The 20,285-nt window shown below is 70.2% G+C and carries 20 protein-coding genes; 9 read left to right on the top strand and 11 right to left on the bottom strand.

Annotation, left to right across the window (positions count from 1 at the left end):
• Positions 1 to 12: 12 nt before the first annotated feature.
• From ND450_RS39335 to ND450_RS39345, 3 genes are all read right to left on the bottom strand, one after another.
• Positions 13 to 1,845, bottom strand: a complete 1,833-nt coding sequence (locus ND450_RS39335) for a hypothetical protein (protein WP_253323160.1) — start codon at positions 1,843 to 1,845, stop codon at positions 13 to 15.
• A gap of 79 nt (positions 1,846 to 1,924) precedes the next feature.
• Entirely contained in the window at positions 1,925 to 5,182 is a 3,258-nt protein-coding gene (locus ND450_RS39340; RefSeq protein ID WP_256557380.1) for a GH92 family glycosyl hydrolase, read from the bottom strand.
• A 58-nt stretch (positions 5,183 to 5,240) separates the two neighbouring features.
• Positions 5,241 to 6,095: a nucleoside hydrolase gene (locus ND450_RS39345; protein WP_253323162.1), complete on the bottom strand. Its 855-nt coding sequence runs from the start codon at positions 6,093 to 6,095 to the stop codon at positions 5,241 to 5,243.
• A 52-nt stretch (positions 6,096 to 6,147) separates the two neighbouring features.
• Between ND450_RS39345 and ND450_RS39350 the strand changes: the two genes are divergently transcribed.
• Positions 6,148 to 6,900 (top strand): DapH/DapD/GlmU-related protein, encoded by a 753-nt coding sequence (locus ND450_RS39350; protein WP_253323163.1) that lies wholly within the window; start codon positions 6,148 to 6,150, stop codon positions 6,898 to 6,900.
• 3 nt (positions 6,901 to 6,903) lie between these two features.
• On the opposite strand, the gene ND450_RS39355 is transcribed toward ND450_RS39350, so the two are convergent.
• Genes ND450_RS39355 through ND450_RS39375 form a run of 5 tightly spaced genes read right to left on the bottom strand, consistent with a single transcriptional unit; the run spans position 6,904 to position 11,524 of the window.
• Positions 6,904 to 7,668 carry an SGNH/GDSL hydrolase family protein gene (locus ND450_RS39355; protein WP_253323164.1) on the bottom strand — a complete coding sequence of 255 codons (765 nt, stop codon included), beginning with the start codon at positions 7,666 to 7,668 and terminating at the stop codon, positions 6,904 to 6,906.
• Positions 7,669 to 7,716: 48 nt separating this feature from the next.
• Positions 7,717 to 8,964 (bottom strand): glycosyltransferase family 4 protein, encoded by a 1,248-nt coding sequence (locus ND450_RS39360; RefSeq protein WP_253323165.1) that lies wholly within the window; start codon positions 8,962 to 8,964, stop codon positions 7,717 to 7,719.
• 4 nt (positions 8,965 to 8,968) lie between these two features.
• A complete protein-coding gene (locus ND450_RS39365) occupies positions 8,969 to 10,432 on the bottom strand; it encodes a glycoside hydrolase family 57 protein (RefSeq protein WP_253323166.1) in 1,464 nt (487 codons plus the stop codon).
• Positions 10,429 to 11,157 (bottom strand): class I SAM-dependent methyltransferase, encoded by a 729-nt coding sequence (locus ND450_RS39370; protein WP_253323167.1) that lies wholly within the window; start codon positions 11,155 to 11,157, stop codon positions 10,429 to 10,431. Before ND450_RS39370 ends, ND450_RS39365 begins: the two co-directional genes overlap by 4 nt.
• Before the next feature lie 10 nt (positions 11,158 to 11,167).
• Complete coding sequence (locus tag ND450_RS39375; RefSeq protein WP_253323168.1) at positions 11,168 to 11,524, bottom strand: hypothetical protein; 357 nt, start codon at positions 11,522 to 11,524, stop codon at positions 11,168 to 11,170.
• Positions 11,525 to 11,670: 146 nt separating this feature from the next.
• Here ND450_RS39375 and ND450_RS39380 point away from each other — a divergent pair, with 146 nt between their 5' ends.
• The gene (locus ND450_RS39380) at positions 11,671 to 12,309 is read left to right on the top strand and encodes a TetR/AcrR family transcriptional regulator (RefSeq protein ID WP_253323169.1); all 639 of its coding nucleotides are present in this window, start codon (positions 11,671 to 11,673) and stop codon (positions 12,307 to 12,309) included.
• Here the strand turns inward: ND450_RS39380 and ND450_RS39385 are convergent, their stop codons facing one another.
• A complete protein-coding gene (locus ND450_RS39385) occupies positions 12,310 to 13,152 on the bottom strand; it encodes a DegV family protein (protein ID WP_253323170.1) in 843 nt (280 codons plus the stop codon). It lies immediately after the preceding gene.
• Between the two features lie 315 nt (positions 13,153 to 13,467).
• Between ND450_RS39385 and ND450_RS39390 the strand changes: the two genes are divergently transcribed.
• From ND450_RS39390 to ND450_RS39405, 4 genes are all read left to right on the top strand, one after another.
• Positions 13,468 to 14,418 (top strand): hypothetical protein, encoded by a 951-nt coding sequence (locus ND450_RS39390; RefSeq protein WP_253323171.1) that lies wholly within the window; start codon positions 13,468 to 13,470, stop codon positions 14,416 to 14,418.
• Positions 14,415 to 14,969 (top strand): hypothetical protein, encoded by a 555-nt coding sequence (locus ND450_RS39395; protein WP_089925443.1) that lies wholly within the window; start codon positions 14,415 to 14,417, stop codon positions 14,967 to 14,969. Before ND450_RS39390 ends, ND450_RS39395 begins: the two co-directional genes overlap by 4 nt.
• A gap of 11 nt (positions 14,970 to 14,980) precedes the next feature.
• A complete protein-coding gene (locus tag ND450_RS39400) occupies positions 14,981 to 15,952 on the top strand; it encodes a hypothetical protein (RefSeq protein ID WP_253323172.1) in 972 nt (323 codons plus the stop codon).
• A 92-nt stretch (positions 15,953 to 16,044) separates the two neighbouring features.
• A complete protein-coding gene (locus ND450_RS39405; RefSeq protein WP_253323173.1) occupies positions 16,045 to 16,851 on the top strand; it encodes an isocitrate lyase/phosphoenolpyruvate mutase family protein in 807 nt (268 codons plus the stop codon).
• On the opposite strand, the gene ND450_RS39410 is transcribed toward ND450_RS39405, so the two are convergent.
• Positions 16,848 to 16,997, bottom strand: a complete 150-nt coding sequence (locus tag ND450_RS39410; protein ID WP_170176162.1) for a hypothetical protein — start codon at positions 16,995 to 16,997, stop codon at positions 16,848 to 16,850. The genes ND450_RS39405 and ND450_RS39410 overlap by 4 nt on opposite strands.
• Positions 16,998 to 17,061: 64 nt before the next feature.
• A complete protein-coding gene (locus ND450_RS39415) occupies positions 17,062 to 17,904 on the bottom strand; it encodes a DegV family protein (RefSeq protein ID WP_253323174.1) in 843 nt (280 codons plus the stop codon).
• A gap of 215 nt (positions 17,905 to 18,119) precedes the next feature.
• Here ND450_RS39415 and ND450_RS39420 point away from each other — a divergent pair, with 215 nt between their 5' ends.
• The 3 genes from ND450_RS39420 (at position 18,120) to ND450_RS45805 (ending at position 20,272) form a co-directional block, all read left to right on the top strand.
• Positions 18,120 to 18,902 carry an electron transfer flavoprotein subunit beta/FixA family protein gene (locus ND450_RS39420; protein WP_089925460.1) on the top strand — a complete coding sequence of 261 codons (783 nt, stop codon included), beginning with the start codon at positions 18,120 to 18,122 and terminating at the stop codon, positions 18,900 to 18,902.
• 13 nt (positions 18,903 to 18,915) lie between these two features.
• The gene (locus tag ND450_RS39425) at positions 18,916 to 19,869 is read left to right on the top strand and encodes an electron transfer flavoprotein subunit alpha/FixB family protein (protein ID WP_253323175.1); all 954 of its coding nucleotides are present in this window, start codon (positions 18,916 to 18,918) and stop codon (positions 19,867 to 19,869) included.
• A gap of 280 nt (positions 19,870 to 20,149) precedes the next feature.
• The gene (locus ND450_RS45805; RefSeq protein ID WP_256557381.1) at positions 20,150 to 20,272 is read left to right on the top strand and encodes a hypothetical protein; all 123 of its coding nucleotides are present in this window, start codon (positions 20,150 to 20,152) and stop codon (positions 20,270 to 20,272) included.
• Positions 20,273 to 20,285 lie beyond the last annotated feature (13 nt).

Below are 20,285 nucleotides of genomic sequence, written 5' to 3' on the forward strand. Positions count from 1 at the left end.
TGCGTCACGACTTCAGCCAGGCTTGCGAACCAGGTTCGTGTACCCGGCCAGCGCCAGCGTCGCGAGCCCCCACACCGCGAGTTGCACCAGCCAGATCGCCGCCGTGAACGCCTGCCCCTTCCGCGACGCCGTGTCGAGGTCGCACCGGGCCCGCATCCCGGTCATGGCCAGCGGCAACCCGCGATCCAGCCCTAGCCCGACGAGTTCCACCGTCGAACAGGGAGTTCCGGCACCGACCGGTGCCGTGGCGACCCTTTCCGCGACGAGATGTCCAGGCCGCGTGGGGACCTGCCCGGCCAGCCAGCCGATCGCCCCGGCCACGACGAGGACCAGCAGCAACGCGGCGGCGGTGCGGCGAGCGCGGTACCCGTACCCGGCCAGCGCGCCCCACAGCCAATGGAACCACCGCGTCATCCGCCCGCCCAACGACTGCGGACTCCGCCGCCGCAGATCCGTCTGCTGTGCCATGAGAATTCGGCGGACCGTGCCGTCGTGGCCCGCCGCTCGCTCGACCGCGGCCAGCCGCTGGTAGCCGGACGCGTGGTAGGCGGGGGTGTGGCAGCGGACGACGTGCAGCCACTCCTCCCAGTCCCAGCGCGGATCGAGGTACGCGTAACCGAAGTGTTCGAGGTGCACGAGGTTCTTGTGCTCGCAGGACGTGCCGCGCGCACGGCCGGGGCACAGGCGGGAGTGCGGCACCATCACCGTGCCGCCCACCGTCGTGTCCCGGAAGTCGAGCAGGGAAGCGGATGTCGCCTCCAGATCGACCGAGTTCCCGCACACGAGCCTCTGAGCGACGTGGGCGCCGACCATCCTGAACGCGGAGGCCTCACCGCCCGCGGCGAGCCGGGTCCGGTCGGAGATGGCGATGGAGTCGCCCACGCGGGCTCGATCGGCGTTGATCGCGGGGCCCGAAGCGTTGGTGATCTTCGTACCGGCCACGGAGATCACCCCGCCCACGCGGCCGCCGATCAGGCTGACCGCGCCGCTCTCGCCGTGGCCGCTGAGTTCGGAGCCGTCGCTCAGCACGAGGTGCCCGTCGACCTGGACGCTGTTCCCGTTCAGGGCCGCGCCCGAGGTGCTGGTGATCCTCGCCTGCGCGAGGCCGATCCGGCCCACGACGTGCGCTCCCCGCAGGTCCAGCCCGTCGCCGTGCGCGCTGATCCGGACGCCGTCCTGGAGCAGGATGCTGCCGTTGACGGTCGCGCTCCCGAGCAGGACGCCGGGTCCGGCGGTGGTGGTGATCTCGGCTTCCGACAGGTCGAGGTCCGACCGGATGCGAGCGGCGGTGAGGTTGATCGCGCCGTGGCGGCCGTGCCCGCGCAGGCGGGTTCCGCCGCGGAGGATCACGACCCCGTCGACCTCCAGGCCACCTGCCTCCAGCGCGGGTCCGGCGGTGTTGGTGATCTCCGCGCCGGCGAGGTCGAGGTCCTCGCCGATGTGGGCGCCGACCAGCCTGACCGCGCCGGGTTCGCTGTCGGAGACGATCCGCACGCCGCTGCGCAGGAAGAGGACGGTGTCGACGTGGAGGCTGTCCGCGTGGATTCCCGCGCAGCGGCCGCCGTTGAAGATCAGGGCCGGCAGGCTCGCGTAGAGGGCGGTGATCGGCTTCTCGATCGTGCAGTCGGTGAAGGCCAACCCGACCGAGGCCTTCACCCTGGTGAGGTTGAGGGCGCCGTCGACACGGGCGCCGCGCAACCTCACCCCACTTGGGTCGAGCTCGCCGTGACGTCCGAGCAGCAGTTCCCTGATCAGCTCGGCGGGCACCACGTCGTCGGGCTCGGTGCAGGTCAGCCACTGGCCGGTGCGGGCGGCCTCGACGAGCCGCCGCTCGATGTCGGTCACCCGCGGATCATGCCCGCGGCAGGAGCGGCCCGGTCCGCGGAACCGGGCCGCCCCACCGGGATGGCCCAACCCAGCGCTCCTATCCCTGGGCCACGGCGAAGACGTGCATGTTCACGTCGTCCGGGAGCACGACGCTCGCCAGCGTCTTGCCCTCCGGTGCCACGTACGTCTTCGTCGCGAAGATGTGCGTGGCGACCTTCTCGTTGCCGCCGCCGGACTGGTTGCGGTACGGCGTGTTCGCGACGACCACGTTGCCGAAGCTCGGTGCCGCCCCGCCGCCGCCCAGCGTCCAGTCGCTGAACCCGATGTCGACCGACGCCGTGGTGCCGTCGGTGAACGTCACCGTGGCCGCCTTCGAGCGCGCCCCGTTGGCCGCGGAGCCGACGAAGGCGAGCTTGGTACCGGACAGGGACAGCGTCTGCTTCTGGGCCGTCGCGTTGTCGGGACGGCCCGCGGGCGAGGACGGCCAGGTGAACGTGAGGCCGTCGACGGTGGCCGTGCCGCCCGGCGGGAGTCCGGCCGCGGCCAGCGCTTCCCGCGAGTAGCTGTAGCCGCCGCCGTCGAAGTCGCCCTCACCGGTGGCGTCGGCGGAGGCTCCCACGTTGTTCACGGCGGCGAGCATGCTGCCCGCCGGCGCGACCTTCACGATCTGCGGCAGCACCACCGGCTTCTGGGCACCCTCGACGGCCACCGTCACGGTGATGTCGTAGAAACCCTGTGCCGCATCGGGTTTCGCCGTGACGGTGAACTCGCCCGGCACGGCACCGGTCGCCGGCGTGAACGTGAGGGCGTCCGAGCCGGTGATCGTGTAGGTGGCCTTCGGGTCGCCGTCGTAGAGCTTGACCGAGTTGACCTTCGCCGTGACCGTCTTGCCGGGCTCCACCACGAGCTGGCGCGGTTCGACCGTGAGGAAGTACGGCTGGTCGTGCGTGATCGGCTTCTCGCCCTCGCGGAACGACGGCGGCGCGTCGGCAGCGCCGGTGCCCCACGACGAAGGCGCCTTGCCCAGCACGAAGTCAAGCTTGCCGCCGCGCTGCACGAACGACTCCGGCAGCCAGGTCTTCGTGGCGGCCTTGCCGTTGACCTTCAGCGACTGCACGTACTTCGTGGCCGTGTTCGCCTGCGGTGCGGTGATCGTGATGTCCTTGCCGCCGCCGCGGTTGATCTTCACCGACGTGAAGAGCGGCGCGCTCAGCACGAGTTCGGCGCGGGACGGCACCTGCGGGTAGATGCCCATGGCGGTGAACACGAACCACGACGACATGGCGCCGAGGTCGTCGTTGCCGGGAATGCCGCCGGGAGCGTTCTTCCAGAGCGTGTTGATGGTCTCGCGCAGGGTTTCCTGCGTCTTGGCGGGCTGGCCCGTGTAGTTGTAGAGCCACGGCACGTTCACCGACGGCTCGTTGTCCAGTTCGGACTTCGACCCGCCGTGACCGCTGAGGGCCCAGCTGCCGTCGGCGTTGTGGAAGAAGTCGTCCAGCCGCTTGGTCGCGCGCTCGCGGCCGCCCAGCGACTCGACGAGCCCGGCGACGTTGTGCGTGACCATCCACGTGTACTGCGCGCTGCTGCCCTCGACGAACCCGTTGCCGGTGTCGGGCGTGAAGTCCTTGACCCACGTGCCGTCGGCGTCGCGGTTGCGGATGTAGCCGCCGGTGGCGTCGGCGACGGGGTCGAAGTTGTTCTGCCACCACTGGGCGCGCTCGGCGAACGTCTTCGCGGTCTTCTTGTCACCGGTGCGCTCGGCGAGCTGGCTGATCGCGAAGTCCGCCGCGGAGATCTCCAGGGTCTCCGCCGCGCCGCCCCAGGCGTTCGTGATCGCCGGCATGTACTGGTGCTGGAGGTACTTGTCGAGCGACGGCCGCTGCCCGACCGACATGACGGCCCAGCCGTCCTTGCTCAGGTCCAGCGCCGTGGGCACGGTCGCGGCCTTGACCAACGACTTCAGTGAGGCCTTGACGTCGTAGCCCTCACCGCCGAACGCCGAGATGGCGGCCAGCGCGATCGGCGCCGGGTCGCCGTTCATGACGTGCGTGCCGCCGGCCGCGTGCGTCCAGCGGTCCCACACGCCGTTGTTCTGCTCGGCCTGGTTGAGCAGCGACTGTGCGATGTCCGAGCCGATCTGCGGTTCGAGCAGGGTGAGCAGCTGCAGCTGCGAGCGGTAGATGTCCCAGCCCGAGAACGTGCCGTACTGGGCCTTCTGCCGGCGTTTGTCGATCCTGTGGACCTTGCCGTCGAACCCGGCGTACTCGCCGTTGACGTCGCTGAACAGGTTGGGGTGCAACAGCGAGTGGTACAGCGCGGTGTAGAACTTCGTCCGCTCGTCATCGGAGCCGCCGCCGACCTCGATGCGCTTGAGCTGCTTCTGCCACGCGATGTAAGCGTTGTCCCTCATGTCCTCAATGGACTGGCCCTTGTTCTCGGCCCTCAGGTTCGCCTTGGCGTTGTCCAGGCTGACGTAGGAGATGCCGACCTTGACGTTCACCTGCGAGCCGGGCGCGAACCCGAGGTAGGCGCCGGAACCCTTGCCCAGCACCGGCCAGCCGTTCGTCCCGTACGTCGTGCCGCCCTGGGAGGTCGTGCTTCCGGGCGTGACAACGTTGTCCTGGTACGTGCCGACCTCGGTGAACGCCTGGTCGAACTCCGCCACGAAGTGCAGCGTGTAGTAGCTGCGGCGGCCGACCTGGTTGATGTAGCCGCAGAAGTTGCCGGACGTGACGGAGCCCGTGATGGTCCGCTTGTCCTTGTCGACCACGGTCTGCGCGTCACTGCTGCCGACCTGCGACTTGGAGGTGTTGACCAGCACCGTCGCGGGCTTGTCGGCGGGGAAGCTGAATCGCGCCGCGCCGGTCCGTTCGGTGGCGGACAGCTCGGCCTTCGCACCGGACTTGAGCGTCACGTCGTAGCGGCCGGGCTTGGCCACCTCGTCCGCGTGCGCGAACTCGCTCGCGTAGACCGCGTCGGTCGCGTCCGTCGTCGGACTGGTCGTGACGGTCCCGACGTGCGGGAAGATCGGGATGTCGCCGCTGCCGCCCGCGCAGCCCGTGCCGGACATGTGGGTGAGGCTGAAGCCGCGGATCTTCGTGGCGTCGTACCGGTAACCGCCGGGAGCCGCGGCGCGCAGGGTGTTGCCGCGACTCGCTTCCGGGCTGAAGGAGAACATGCCGAACGGCACGACCGCGCCGGGGAAGGTGTTCCCGAGGTTGGTCGTGCCGATGAACGGGTTCACGTGTGCTGCCGGGTCCGGCACCACCTGGATCTGGGGCTGAGCGGAGGCAGGGACCACTCCGAACGTCATGGCCGCCACTACCGCAGCTGTCGTGAGGACTCTTCGCTGCATGGTCGCGGACCCTACTTACCGTGCCCGCGCAACCCCAGAGAGCGACGCGAAGTTGTCGTCAAACGGACAAGCGCTGCTCCATGAAGGACCGCAACGCGGGCCAATCGGTCTCCACCGCGACCTCTACCTGGTGCTTTCCCCCGACCAGGGCGCCTTCGTCGTCGATGTCGAGCCCGTGGGTCTCGAGCTTCAGGGTTCCGGGCACGATCGCCTCCGCCACGGCGACGGCGTCGTGGACGAGGATCCCCTCCTCGCGGTCGGAGTGGTTCTGGTCCCGGTGCGCGGCGAGGTAGGCCCGGTACGTGCCCGTGAGGCCGGCGAGCACCGGGTCGATGTTCGCGAGGAACTCGGTGTCCGCGATGCACCGCTGTGTGAGGTTGAGCGGCACCACGACCGGGTTGCCCTTGCGGATGACGGTCCGCGCGGCCTTCGCGTCGGCCCAGAAGTTGAACTCGGCCCGCGCCGTCATGTTGCCCAGCCCGAGCCCGCCACCCATGACGATCAGCCGCGGGAACTCCACACCGGCCTCGATTGCCGCGGCGATGTTCGTGAGCGGCCCGATCGCCGCGACCACGGTGTCCGGCGTGATCGTGTCCGCGAAGAACCGCACGACGTCCTCGCCGCTGATCGGGACGGGGTTCTCGGGCAACGTGAGCGCCTGCCCGCCGAGCCCGTCCGCGCCGTGCACGTCCGCCGCGCCGCCGGGCCCCTCCGCCCCCTTGACCACGGGCACGTCGGTGCGTCCGAGGTGCGCGAGCAACCGCAGCGCGTTCGCCGTGGTGAGGTCGAGCCCGACGTTGCCGAAGACCGTGGTCAGGCCCTTCAGCTCGACCTCGGGACTGCGGGCAGCGAGCGCGATCGCGAACGCGTCGTCGACGCCGGGGTCGGTGTCGATGATGAGAGGAGTCGCCATGCCGCCAGCTTGCCTGAGACGCCCCCGGCACCCGAAGTTAGAGTCTTCGTCCATGACGAGCATGTGGGGCGCCCCGGTCTGGACGCGCTGGCGCAGGTCGCGCCGTGACCCGATGCAGGCGCGGTTCCTCACGACGGCGTCCCTGCGCTGGGTGCTGCGCCACCGGGCCTACACGCCCTGGTACCTCGTCCGGTACTGGCGGCTGCTCAAGTTCCGCCTGCTCAACCCGCACGTCGTGCTGCGCGGCATGGTGTTCTTCGGCAAGCGCGTCGAGGTGATGGCCCGCCCCGGCTTCGGCCGTCTCGAGATCGGCCGCTGGGTCCACATCGGCGACGGCAACGCCATCCGCTGCCACGAGGGGTCGCTGCGCATCGGCGACAAGGTCGTGTTCGGCAAGGACAACACCGTCAACTGCTACCTCGACATCGAGATCGGCGCGTCGTCGCTGGTCGCGGACTGGGTCTACATCTGCGACTTCGACCACAAGGTCGAGGACATCACGCTGCCCATCAAGGACCAGGGCATCGTGAAGTCGCCGGTGCGGATCGGGCCGGACTGCTGGCTCGGCGCCAAGGTGACGGTGCTGCGCGGGACCCGTGTCGGGCGCGGGTGCGTGCTCGGGGCGCACGCGGTCGTGCGCGGGGACATCCCGGACTTCAAGATCGCGGTCGGGATGCCCGCGCGGGTGGTGCGGGACCGGCGCGCCGACTACGAGGCGGACGCGCAGCGGCGGGCGGACATCGCGGACATGGCCCGCAAGGCCAAGGAGGCCCTGGCCCAGCGGTCGGAGGACGCGTCGGCCTGACGGTCAGCGAGCGACCCGCAGCGGTGCGAGCTGCGGGCGCTTGGGCACGAAGCCGTCGCCCGGCTGCCTGCCGATCAGCTTGTTCCGCGTCCGCGTGTAGGCCACCGGCAGCACCTGGTCGCGCAGCCACCGCCAGTGGTCCAGCACCGACGCCGACGCGGCCGTGCCCTCCAGCGGCGTCAGCCACGCCGGGTCGAACGGGATGCCGAGCGTCGACAGCAGGTGCCCGGCCAACCGCCTGTGCCCCAACGACGACAGGTGCAGGCGGTCGGGGCCGAAGTAGCGCGAGTCGTGCACGCACTCGTCGGCCTCGACGTCGACCAGCACGGCGCCGTAACGGGAAGCTGCGTCACGCATGGCCGTGTTCAGGGCCTCGATGCGTGGGCGCATGCGCCAGCCGAACGGCATGCGGTGCGAGATGTCGCTCAACGTGAAGACGGCGACGGTCGGCGCGAACGACGTCACGGCGCGCACGATGTCGTCGACCCGCTGCGCGAGCTGTGGAGCCGTTGCGCCGGACATGACGTCGTTGCCGCCGCCGAAGAGCACGACCAGGTCCGGTTCCAGCGCCCGCGCGTTCGGGACCTGCTCCACCAGCATCTGGTCGAGACGCCGGCCGCGCACGCCGAGGTTGGCGTAGCGGAAGCCCGGCCCGTCCAGCGCGGACGCGACGCGGTCCGCCCAGCCCCGGTACCGGCCGTCGGGCAGCAGGTCGTCCAGGCCCTCGGTGCAGCTGTCCCCGAGCGCCACGAAGCGTTGGTATTCCATTCAGTCCTCGGTCACCTCTTGTTAACGGGACCGGCGACTGTAGCGGATCTAGGTGAACAGATTTCCCGTCGCGATCTTGGGCCGGCCCAGCACGCGCGGTGCACGCACCGAGGCGTTCGCGTACACCGATGCCGTGTCGGAGGCGATCGTGGCCCAGTTGAAGTCGGTGGCCAGCCGGGCTTTCGCGGCCTTCGCGCGGGTGGCGGCGGCGGTGGGATCCGACAGCACGTCGCGCACGGCGCGGGTGAGCCCGTCCACGTCACCGGGGGCGAACGACAGTCCGGTGACGCCGTCCAGCACGACCTCGCCGAGCCCGCCGGCGGTGGAGGCGACGAGGGGCGTTCCGGCGGCGGCGGCCTCCAGGGCCACGATGCCGAAGGGCTCGTAGCGCGAGGGGAGCACGACGGCGTCGGCCGCGGTGAGCAACGCCGCCAGAGTCCGGTCGGAGAGGTGGCCGACGAACTCCACGGCCCGCAGCACGCGGTGTTTGCGCGCCTGGTCCTGCAGCCACTCGGTCTGCGACCCGCCACCGGCCACGACGACGCGCGTGCCGCGGTGGAACCGGCGGATGCGGGGGAGCGCGGCGATCAGGTCCTGGATGCCCTTCTCCCACTCGATGCGGCCGAAGAAGAACAGCAGCGGATCACCGTGCGGCGAGTACGTGCGCCGGGCCGCGCCGACGTCCTTCGCGCGCACCTTCCAGCCGCCCGGCTCGATGCCGTTGTGCAGCACGGAAACGTCGGCGGTGTCCACTTCGAACAGGTGCGCGACCTCGCCCCGCATCGCCGACGAGCACGTGATCAGCGAGTCGGCGCGGTTCGCCAGCCACCACTCCACGGAGTGCACCTGCTGGTTCAGCGGGTGCGACAGCCAGCCCGAGTGACGGCCGGCCTCGGTCGCGTGGATCGTGGCGACCAGCGGCACGCCGAACGCCTCGGCCAGCGCGACGGCCGGGTGCGCGACGAGCCAGTCGTGCGCGTGCACGACGTCCGGGCGCCACGAACCCAAGGCCAGCCCGGCGCGCGTCATCGCGTGACCCATCGCGAGCGTCCACGCCAGAAGGTCCTTCTCGAACACGAAGTGCGCCGGGTCCTCGGCGACGCGCACGAGCCGCACGCCCTCGCTCACCACGTCGGTGGTCGGGTGCGTGATCGCGTCGGTGCCGGAGGGCTGCCGGCACAGCACGACGACGTCGTGCCCCTGCGCGGCCAGCTGTGTCGCGAGCGCGTGGACGTGCCTGCCCAGCCCACCGACGACCACCGGCGGGTACTCCCACGACAACATCAGCACGCGCATCCCGTTACCCCATTCCTCGCGCGTCCAGGTGCCCGAACGGGCCGTCCGCCGCGCGGAGCTCCGCCGCCCTGCCCAGTCCGCGACCGCCGCGCGCCAACGCCGCGAGCTCGCTGAACCGGTCGCTGTGAATCTTCGCGCGGTAGCGGGCGTAGTCCGCGGCCGAGTCCTTCGTGACCATGAAGGCCCAGTCGCTCGACAACGCCAGCAGCGCCTCGCGCACCGCCTGGTCCAGCACCGGATCCCGCACGTCGGAGGAGAAGTCCAGTCCCAGCAACTCCTTCTGCACCGACTCGTTCAACGACACGATGTCCGCGACCTGGGCGCCGTCCCACACGCGCCAGTCCTTGCCACTGCCCCACGACGACGCCGGCAGCTCGACCGGCGCCCCCACGTGCCCGGCCTCGGCGGCACCGCGCAACGTCGTCACGCGCACCCCCGCCTCGGGCAACGCGCGCAGCACGGCTTCGAGCCACAACGGACCCTCGTGCCACCAGTGCCCGTACAACTCGGTGTCGTAGGCCGCCACGACCATTCCGCCGTCGATCGCGCGCAATCGCCGCACGACCGTGTCCACGAAATCGGCCACGTGCCTGTCGAGGGCCTCACGCGCCAGCAACGGGTCGTACGGGCGCTTGTCCTCCGGCGCCACGTTCTTGCCCGTCACCCGCGACGGCTTGAGGCCCGTCGGGTGGTCGAAGGTGTGAAAATCCCGGTAGGCCGCATCACCCGGATAGCCGACCTTGGGCGACCACACGCGGTACGAGACCTCGAGATCGCGCCCGAACGCCAGCACGTCCGACGACCCGACGGGATGCGCGACCGACGTGTCGCCGTGCAGCGCGGGCCCGTCGACCATGAACCTCCGCACGCCCGCCGCCGCGTACCCCGCCTCCATGCCGGGCGAGTAACCGCACTCCGGGGCCCAGATCCCCTCGGGTGCACGGCCGATGCGCAGCGCCGTGTCGTCCAGGCCGGTCCGCAGCGCGAAGGCCCTGACGCGCGGGTCCAGCAACGGCTGGAACGGGTGCGTCGCCGGACCGCCGAGCAGCTCGATCGTCGACGAGTCCACAAGGGACCGCAGCACGGGCGAGAACCCGTGCCGCCACTGCGTTTCGAACTTCTCCAGCGCCCACCGCGACGCCCGGTGCTCGTACGCGGACAGCTCCGGCAGCCGTTGCCCGGCGAAGTGCGAGCGCAGGTGCCAGTTGCCCAGCCAGTCGTGCATGCCCCGCAGGCAGTAGGGATCGTCCAGCTGCGCGGCCAGGACGGGGGTGACGCCGAGCGTCAGGACGTCGCTGCGGCCCTCGTCCGCGAACCGCCGCAGCATGTCCACGACGGGCAGGTACGAGTGCGCCCACGCCTGGTAGAGCCACTCCTCGCCGACCGGCCACGCGCCGTGGTGCGCGAGCCAGGGCAGGTGGCTGTGCAGGACCAGGCAGAACGTGCCCTCGGAGGCCTTTCCCGTCACGGGCGCACCGCCACGGCCACGAGGTCGAGGCAGGCGTCCATGTCGTCGGGCGTGATGTCGAAGTCCTCCACCGTCACCGACTCCACAGCCTCCTTGAGCTCGACCGGCCACGGGGCACCGGACAGGGCGACTTCGACCTGTGCGTTGATGATCTGTCCGTTCAGGAGCGTGTCAAGCCTTCGTCCGTGACGCAGCCCTGTCAGTTCGTCAACGCGGAAACCTGCGCCCCGCAGCATCTCGTCCAGTTCGGACGGTGCGAGTTCCCTGGTGTGGAACGGGTTCAGCGGCGTGTCCTGGCCGGGCGAGAACGTGATCCTGTTCGGCGTCGTCACGATGAGCTTCCCGCCGGGGCGCAGCACCCGCCGGCACTCCGCCAGGAACCCCTCCTGGTCCCACAGGTGCTCGATGACCTGCAGGTTCGCCACGACGTCGACGCTCCCGTCGCGCAACGGCAGCGTCGCCAGGTTCCCGCGCAGCACGTCGAGCTGCGGATAAGCGCGCGCCACGTGCCGCGACGTCAGCTCGTCGTAGTCGAGGGCGACCACCCGGCGCGCGACCGTTCTGATCAGCTGGGCGCCGTAGCCCTCGCCGCAGCCCGCCTCCAGCACGACCGCGTCCGCGCAGTGGCCGATGAGGTGCAGGTAGGCCGCCTCGTGGCGCCGGAACCAGTAGTTCTCTTCCGCGATACCGGGCACCGTGCGTTCGCCGGTCAGGGGGAGGGTCACGCCCGCCAGGTTACTTGTGAGTAGACCGCCTGCGAACTACCTGGTGCGCGATCGCGGTGACGACACCGGCCGCGGTGAGCACGGCGGTCGTCGGGACGTCCATGTACTTGGTCAGGCTGGGCGCCTCGCTCGGCCCGGTCAGCCACATGGTCAACGGCGTGGCGTACGCCAGCGCGAGGGCGCCTGACCACCAGCGCAGGGCTTTCGACCGGCGGTCGCGCAGGCTAGCGCCGAGGACGACGGCGATCGGGATTCCGGAGAGCAGGCCGAAGCCGCCGACCACCATGACGGGCGCGGCCCAGGCCGCGACCAGCACGGACTTGGACGGGTGGGCGGAGGTGCGGCTCGAGATCGTGGTGGTGGACATGGTCGTTCTCCTTCTGGGGGTTCGGGACTCGGTCCTTCAATTCGTTACTGTCAGTCGCGTTCGTTAGAGGTTATAACGCTTGTGACATGCAGAAGCTAAGCGGAGACGACCGTGACTGTCAATAACGAATGTGAGAGGGTCTAACCATGACGGCAGAGTCGGCGCAGAAGCCGCGTGAGCGCTACCGGGCTCAAGTGCGTGACGAGGTCAAGAAGCACGCGTGGGAGCAGATCGCGTCCAACGGCGTGACAGCGTTGTCACTCAACGCCATCGCCAAGGAGATGGGCATGACCGGCCCGGCGCTGTACCGGTACTTCGCCGGCCGCGACGAGCTGATCACCGCGCTCATCCGGGACGCGTACCGCAGCCTCGCCGACACCGTCCGCGCCGCGTTCGAGCCGGGCATCACCGCCGTGGGGCTCGCCGCGGTCATCAGGGAGTGGGCGCTCGCCGACCCGCACCGGTACATGCTGATCTACGGCACGCCCGTGCCGGGTTACCAGGCGCCCGACGACATCACCGCGATCTCCGACGAGATCCTGGCGGTGCTGCTGCAGGTCTGCGCCCGCGAGTCGGACGGCGAGCCGAAGACCCCGTTCGACGTCGTCCTGGGCATGAACCGCGGGTGGGCGGGCTCGTTGCCGGCGTCGTCGCCGACGGTGCACCGCGCCCTGTCGTTCTGGACGCGGGTGCAGGGCGTGCTCTCACTGGAGCTCGCCGGTCACCTCACGCCGCTGGGGTTCGATCCGGGGCTCCTCCTCGCGGAGGAGGTCGCGGAGCTCTGATCAGAACGGCGAGACGGTGACGGCCAGCGCGCCCGGCCCCACGTTCGCGCCGATCGCGGCGCTGACCTGCGTCAACACGACGTCACGGGCGTGCGGGATCCGCTTCTGCAGCATCTGCAGCAGCTCGTGGCCCTCCTTCTCCGCCGCGAAGTGCTCGACGGCGAGGTCCACGTTGCGCCCGTAGGCGAGCGCCACGGCCTTGTCCACGAGCTTCGCCAGCGCCCGGTCGCGGCCCACGACCTTGTCGAACGGCTCCACCTCGCCGTTCACGACCGTGAGCAGGGGCTTGACCGACAGCGCGTCGCCGAAGAGCTTCGCCGCCGCGCTGACCCGCCCCGCCTGGCGCAGGTAGTGCAGCGTGTCGACGTAGATCAGCACGCTGGCGTCGCGCCCGCGCTGCTCGGCGACGCTGCGGGCGTTCTGCACGTTGCCGCCGCCCTGGACGATCCGCGCCGCCGCGAGCGCCGCGAAACCGAGCGTCATGCCCGACGAGTGCGAGTCCACGATGAACACCGGCACGCGCGACTTGGCCGCGGCCTGCTTCGCCGCGTCCGTCGCGGGGGAGAGCTTCGGCGTCACGTGCACCGAGACGATCGTCTCCGCGCCCTTGGCCCACGCGTCCTGGTAGGCCCAGAAGAACGCGTCCGGTGCCGGCGGCTGCGTGGTGATGGGGATCTGCGCCTTCATCGCCTGCAGCAGCCTGTCGGTCGGCACGTAGGCCTCGTCGATCAGTTCCGACCCGATCTTGAGCTGCATGGGGACCGTGATGATGTCGAACCGGTCCGCCAGACGGGACGGGAGTGACGCGGTCGAGTCGGTGACGACGGCTACTCGTGAGGACACGAACGAGAAGGTTAACCAAGGGTGATCGCGCTAGCCACGACCGATGGTTGGCAATTCGTGTGATCTCGCGCGGGACGGTTGCTTTGCGTGTTCGTCGAACGCACGGAGCGAACACCCTTGAAAGGCACCCCGGTTGACACAATCGGGTGACTGGGTGACGGTCGGTGTTGATCTAGTGGCGTCTCGTTCGCGCAGGAAAATGGCGTTATTCCACGTGCTTGAGCAAGCCCGTTCGTCCACTTTAGACGCTGGTTGGCCCCTCCCGCCGTGGGTAAGCTCGCACAATCTTCTGCCCGGTTGAGTGAGTAGGTGACCATGGGTGCAAAAGAGCAGGAACTAGTTCCGTTGCACGCCGGTTTCGACGTTGTCTACCGAGGTTTTCATCGACGTCAGGTCATCGAGCACATCGAGAATCTCGAGGAGCAGCTGCGCTTCACGAGCCTCGACCGGGTCGAGGCACTGGCGCAGGCCGCCGATCTGCGCAAGCTCCTGGAGATGACGCGCCAGGACCTGGAGGAGGCACGCGCCAGGATCGAACGCCTGGAGACGACCTCGGGTTCGCACGCGAGCGCCACCGAACGGATGCACCGCATGCTGCGCCTCGCCGAGGACGAGGCCGCAGAGATGCACCTGCAGACCGAACGCGAGTGCGCGGACCTCCGCGAGCGCACGGAGGCCGAACTGGCCGCGGTGCGCGCCGAGGCGGAACGCGAGTCCGCCGCCATGCGCGCCGAAGCGGAGTCCGAGCTCTACGCCACCCGCCACGACTGCGCGTCGCGTGCCGCCGCCGTGGAACGCCGCGAACTCGAGATGGAACGCCGCTGCGCCGACCTCGAGGCCCAGCACCGCCAGCGCGCCGACGAGGTGGAGCGCGAGTGCGCCGAGGCCGTCGAACTGGCCCAGGTCGACGCGGACAGGCTGCTGCGGGAGACCGCGCTGCAGTGCAACTCGCTGGAGGCCGACTCCGAACGCAAGCGCGAGAAGGCCCAGCAGTTCTTCGAGCTCACCATGACCCGGCGCACCAACGAGGCCGCGCAACACCTGCAGGAGCAGGAGGCGCTGGCGAGGGCGCGGTCGGAGTTCGTGGTGAAGATGGCCAGCCGTGAAGCACAGCGCCGCCTGGCCGAGGTCGCCGACCGCACCGCCGAGCTGCACGAGCTGCGCCGCACCGTCCACTCGCAACTGTCGGCCGCCCGCACCGCCCTCTCGGCGGCGGCGGAACGCGTTGCGCCCGTGCACATCCCGGAACAGGTGGCCGCGTCGTGAAGCGCTGGGTCCCGCTGGTGGTCGGCGCGCTGATGGTGCCGGCGTCGGTGACGGCGTTCGGGTTCTCCGTCTACGGCGACGAACTGACGACGGCGCTGTCCTCCTCACCGGCGCAACCCGTCGTCCTGGCGGGCCCGGTGCCGGTGACGGACTTCGTCGCTCCGCTGCGCATGGAACCCCCGGCCCCGCTGATGGTGCCGGCGGCCGTGGCCCAGCAGGCGGTGCGCGACCTGTTCACGACGCACGCCGTCAAGGGCATCACGTTCGCGCCGGGCACCGCCTCCCTGGTGGGCCGAGGCGAGGACGTGCGGCGCTCACTAGCAGGCGTGCTGCGCAACGTGACCGGCTCGGTGACGTTGGTGGCGCACGCGTGGAACGGCGAGACGGCGTCGCACCGCTGCGACGTCCTCGCGATGGAAAGGGCCGGCCTGCTGCGGCAGTACCTGGCCGAGCAGGGCGTGGACAGCGAGATCACCACGCGGGTGGTCGTGGACCCCGTGTGGGGCCCTCCGTCGGACTTCGGACCCCAGATCGACGTCCTCGTGAGCTAGGAGCCTTGGCAATGGCAGGGGCAGTCGGGATCGTCTTCGGGTTGTGCGTGCTGTCCTTCACGTTGGGGGCGGCCCTCATGTACGTGCTGGTGCGACGCCGCGAGGAGGCCGCACAGGACAACACGGCACCCTCGGAGGCGCCGGCCGAGCCGAAGTGGGCCGGGCGGACGTGGGTGGACAAGCCCATGGCGGTCGAGCCGGTGGACGCCGACTACGAGACGCGGCCGATCCACCGCAACGCGGTGGTGGGCCTGCCGCACCTGGAACCGGCGCTGGCAACGCTGGCCGAGCCGGTGGCGCACCGCACGGCGGACCGTGCTCCGGGGCGCGCTGCCGCACCTGCCGCTCGCGCCATGCAGCCTGCCGCTCGACTGGTGGAGCCCGCCGAGCCGCAAGTCGCCGCACCCGCCGTGGATCCCGCCGCCCAACCGATCGCGAAGCCCGCCGAGCCGCTTGCGTCGCGAGCCGCCTCCGCCGTGAGCCCCGCCGCCCGACTCGTGGGGGAGCCCGCCGAGGTCGTCGCGGAGCCGAAAACTGTCGGTGCCGCTCGATACGATCGAGATGGGGACCTCGATCCCCCCTTGGGGGAAGTCGAAGCCCCCGAATCGAGCCTAGCGGCGAGCACCGACAGTCCTGGGGTAGTCGCCGAGGGGACCGCAGCCGAGCCGGTGTCGCAGTTCGTGCAGGACCCGGCCACCCGGCAGCTGGCCACCCAGCCCGCACAGCACTCAGCCACCCCGTCCGCGGAACAGCCGGCCACCCAGTTCCACGAGGAGCTCCTCACACAGCCCGAGGAGCAGCCGACCACCCAGCCCGCCCAGGAGCCGGCCGAACCCCCAGAGCCGCGAGCGACGCGCACCACCCTCCCCCCACCCGCCACACCCCAACCGGCCGAACACACCACCTGGGTGGAGCGCGAGGACTTCCGCCAGCGCTACCTCCGCACGTTCGAAGAGGTCCGCCGCAGGGCCGGCAGCAACTGAACGACGCAACGCACGCGGCGATGTCGGAAAGTCGTCGGTTCCTGTCCGAAATCCGCCAGAGGAACCGCGACCCCCGCTGATATCACTCGGTCATGACTTCCGCACCTGACCGCACGAAGCTCTTCCACGCCCTCCACCACCACGGACCGCTCGCGCTCCCGAACGCCTGGGACGTGGCCTCCGCCCTCATCGTCGAGGCGGCCGGGGCCAAGGCCGTCGCCACCACCAGTGCCGGGGTGGCGTGGAGCCTCGGCGCGCCGGACGGGGACGCGCTCGACCGCGAGCGGGCCATCGACCTCGTGGCCAGGATCGCGAAGGCGGTCAGTGTTCCGGTGTCCGCGGACATCGAGTCGGGCTTCGGCGTGGACGCGGAGCAGGTCGGCGACACGGCGAGGGCCGTCGGGGAGGCGGGGGCGTCCGGCGTCAACATCGAGGACGGCCTGCGAGGCGGGCTGCGGGACGTGGCGGAGCAGCAGGAACGGCTCGCGGCGGCCAGGGAGGCGGCGCCCGGCCTCTACATCAACGCGCGGACCGACGTGTTCCTGCGCGGGGTCGGTGAGCCGGAGGACCGCCTGCGGTTGGCGGTCGAGCGTGCGCGGGCCTACCTGGAGGCGGGGGCGAGCGGCATCTTCGTGCCGGGGGTGACGGATCTGGCGACGGTGGCGGAGCTCGCGGCGGCGATCGACGCGCCGCTCAACGTGCTGGCCGGGCCGGGCGCGCCCGCGGTCCACGAGCTGGGGACCGCGGGCGCTGCCAGGATCAGCGTCGGCACCGCACTGGCGTCAGCGGCCTACGCGGTGGCCAGGACCGCCGCCGAGGAGTTGCTGACGAAGGGCACGTACGACAGCACCGGTGACGGGCTGGAGTACGGCGAGCTGAACGCGCTCTTCGGGAACTAGTGCTTCTTGCCGCGGAACTTCCGCAGCAGCTGTTCGGCCTGGGCGCGCTTGCGCGGGTCCTGCGCCATCTGCCGTGCCTTGGCTTGCAGCTTGTGGCCCTGCGGACTGCGCAGGAACCTGGTGATCTTGTCCATGAAGCCGGCCATCGGTCCTCCAGGTGTCCGTTACGTCCATTTCAACGGACGAAACCTCACCCGGAGTTCCCGAGGGTCACACCGGCGAAACGGTGATCCCGAGCGCACCTGGCCCGACGTGGGCCCCGATGGCCGAGCTGACCTGCGTCAGCATGAACTGGCGGACGTTGGGCACCTTGCGCCGCAACGTCCTCAGCAGCCGTGACGCCTTCTCCTCGGCGTCGAAGTGCTCCACGGCGACGTCCACGGTGTCGGTGCCCGCGCGCTTGATCGCGATGTCGATCATCCGGTTGAGCGCGCGGTCGGCGCCGATCACCTTGTCCAGCGGGGTGATCTGGCCGTCGGCCATGGTCAGCAACGGCTTCATCGACAGCACCCCGCCGACCAGGGCGGCGGCGGCACCGATGCGCCCGCCGCGGCGCAGGTACTCGAGCGTGTCGACGTAGATCAGCTCGGTGGACCTGTCGAAACGCGCCTGGGCCGTCGCCAGCACCCTGTCGACGCCGCCGCCCGCCTCGGCGACCTTCGCGGCCGCCTGGACGGCGTAGCCGATGCTCATCCCGCAGGTGTGGGTGTCGATGACGTGCACGGGCACGCGGACCTTGGCGGCAGCTTCGCGAGCGGCCTCGACGGTCGCGGACTGGCGGCTCGAGACGTGCACGGACACGATCGAGCGAACACCCTGCGCGGCCAACTCGTTGTACGTCCAGAAGAACGCGTTCGGGTCGGGCGGGATCGTCGCCACGGGAACGTTGGCACGCATGGCCGAGACCAGGTCGGGGACCGGGATGCGGGACTCGTCGTCGGTGTGGTCGCCGATCCGCACCTGGATCTGCACCACTTCGATGCCGAGCCGATCAGTCAGCTGCGCCGGGAGACAAGCCGTGGAGTCTGTCACGATCGCTACTCGCCGGTACATGTCAGCGCAGCCTAGTCCCTCGAATGGGTTAGATCTCAATTGGTGGAGTTAACCGGTGATAACTGTCACGCTAGCGTGGTGCTTGCTCCTGTTTGCACCGCTGCTACTGGCGGGTAACATCCGGGTGATGGCAGGGTCGTGAACACCCGGCGGCGCAGTTCTAGAGTCCTCTGCGCAAGCGTCGCCGCCCGTCCGCAGGAGGTCGAAGAGGACCTATGAACATTGTTGTCCTGGTCAAGCAGGTGCCTGACACCTGGTCCGAGCGCAAGCTCACCGACGCCGACCACACCCTTGACCGCGAATCCGCGGATGCCGTGCTCGACGAGATCAACGAGCGCGCCGTCGAAGAGGCCCTGCAGCTGCAGGAAGCCCACGGCGGTGAGGTCACCGTGATCGCGATGGGTCCCGACCGCGCCACCGACGCCATCCGCAAGGCGTTGTCGATGGGTGCGGACAAGGCGATCCACGTGAGCGACGAGGCTCTGCACGGTTCGGACGTGCTGGCGACGGCGAAGGTCCTCGCGAAGGCGATCGGCACGGTCGAGAACGTCGACCTGGTCATCGCGGGCAACGAGGCGACCGACGGCCGCGCGGGCGCTGTCCCGGCCGTTCTCGCCGAGCTGCTCGGCCTGCCGCAGGTCACCCAGCTGCGCAAGGTCACCGTCGAGGGCACCACGATCAAGGGCGAGCGCGAGACCGACGAGGGCGTCGCGTTCCTCGAGGCCTCGCTCCCGGCCGTGGTCTCCGTGACCGAGAAGATCAACGAGCCGCGGTACCCGTCCTTCAAGGGCATCATGGCCGCCAAGAAGAAGCCCGTCTCCACGCTCACCGTGGCGGACCTGGGCATCGACGCCTCCGAGGTCGGCCTGTCCGGCGCGTACACCCAGGTGCAGGAGGCTTCCCCGAAGCCGCCGCGCAGCGCGGGCCAGCGCGTCGAGGACGGTGGCGACGGCGGTTCCAAGATCGCCGAGTTCCTCGTCGGCCAGAAGCTCATCTGAGGGAGGGGAAGTCATGTCTGAAGTACTCGTGCTGGTCGACCACGTCGACGGCGAGGTCAAGAAGGTCACCTACGAGCTGCTGACGGCCGCGCGCCGCCTCGGCACCCCGTCCGCCGTGGTCGTGGGCGCGCCCGGCACCGCGTCCAAGATCCGCGAGTCGCTCGGCAAGTACGGCGCCGCCAAGGTGTACGCCGTCGAGTCCGACGACGCCGCGAGCTTCCTCGTCACCCCGAAGGTCGACGCCCTCGCCGCCCTCGCCCCGAACGCGTCCGCGGTGCTCGTCTCCGCGACGATCGAGGGCAAGGAGGTCGCGGGCCGCCTCGCCGTGCGCATCGACTCCGGCTGGCTCGTGGACGTCGTGGACGTCGAGGCCGACGGCACCGGCGTGCAGTCCATCTTCGGTGGCGCGTTCGTCGTCAAGGCGAAGGTCAGCAAGGGCACCCCGGTCATCACGGTCCGCCCCGGCGGCGTGGAGGCCGAGGAGTCCGCCGCGGACGCCGCCCTCGACGAGTCGGTCTCCATCTCCGTGGACACCGCCAAGTCCGCCCGCGTCACCTCGCGTGAGACCGTCGTCGGCGGCGACCGCCCGGAGCTGACCGAGGCCTCGGTCGTCGTCTCCGGTGGCCGCGGCGTCGGCTCGGCCGAGAAGTTCTCCGTCGTCGAGGAGCTCGCCGACTCGCTCGGTGCCGCCGTCGGTGCCTCGCGTGCCGCCGTCGACTCCGGCTACTACCCGCACCAGTTCCAGGTGGGCCAGACCGGCAAGACGGTCTCGCCGCAGCTGTACGTGGCGCTGGGCATCTCCGGTGCCATCCAGCACCGCGCGGGCATGCAGACCTCGAAGACGATCGTCGCGGTCAACAAGGACCCCGAGGCCCCGATCTTCGAGATCGCCGACTTCGGTGTGGTGGGCGACCTGTTCAACGTCGCGCCGCAGCTGACCGAGGACGTCAAGAAGCGCAAGGGCTGAGCCTCCCGCTCACCAACGGCCGTCCCACTCCGGTGGGGCGGCCGTTCGCGTTAGGCTCCGCGTCATGACCGACGAGCGTTACTGGTTCCAGTACCAGTGAAGGAAAGTCCAGCGGCTGCACACCTCGCCTGACGACGGCGAGGCGAGCGGCTGTCTTGGCGAGATCCGCGAGTACCGGCGCCGCTACCGGTTCCACTCTCCCGAGTCCCCTTCTTACGAACGCACCTTCCTGCTCAGGTGGTGCTCGGACTGCCGCACTTTCGGCACCTGCACCGTGCACGTGAGCCGGGACGTGGTGCTGGACAACCCGCTGGCCGATCTCGGTGAGGACGAGTGCGATCGCCTCTTGAACAAGGAACGGCACCTCGTCCGAGAACTCGACCGCCGCTTCAGGCGGCGCTGATCCGTACATCGAC

It is taken from the genome of Lentzea sp. HUAS12 (genome assembly GCF_024125735.1).
In the GTDB taxonomy this organism is placed as follows: domain Bacteria; phylum Actinomycetota; class Actinomycetes; order Mycobacteriales; family Pseudonocardiaceae; genus Lentzea; species Lentzea albida.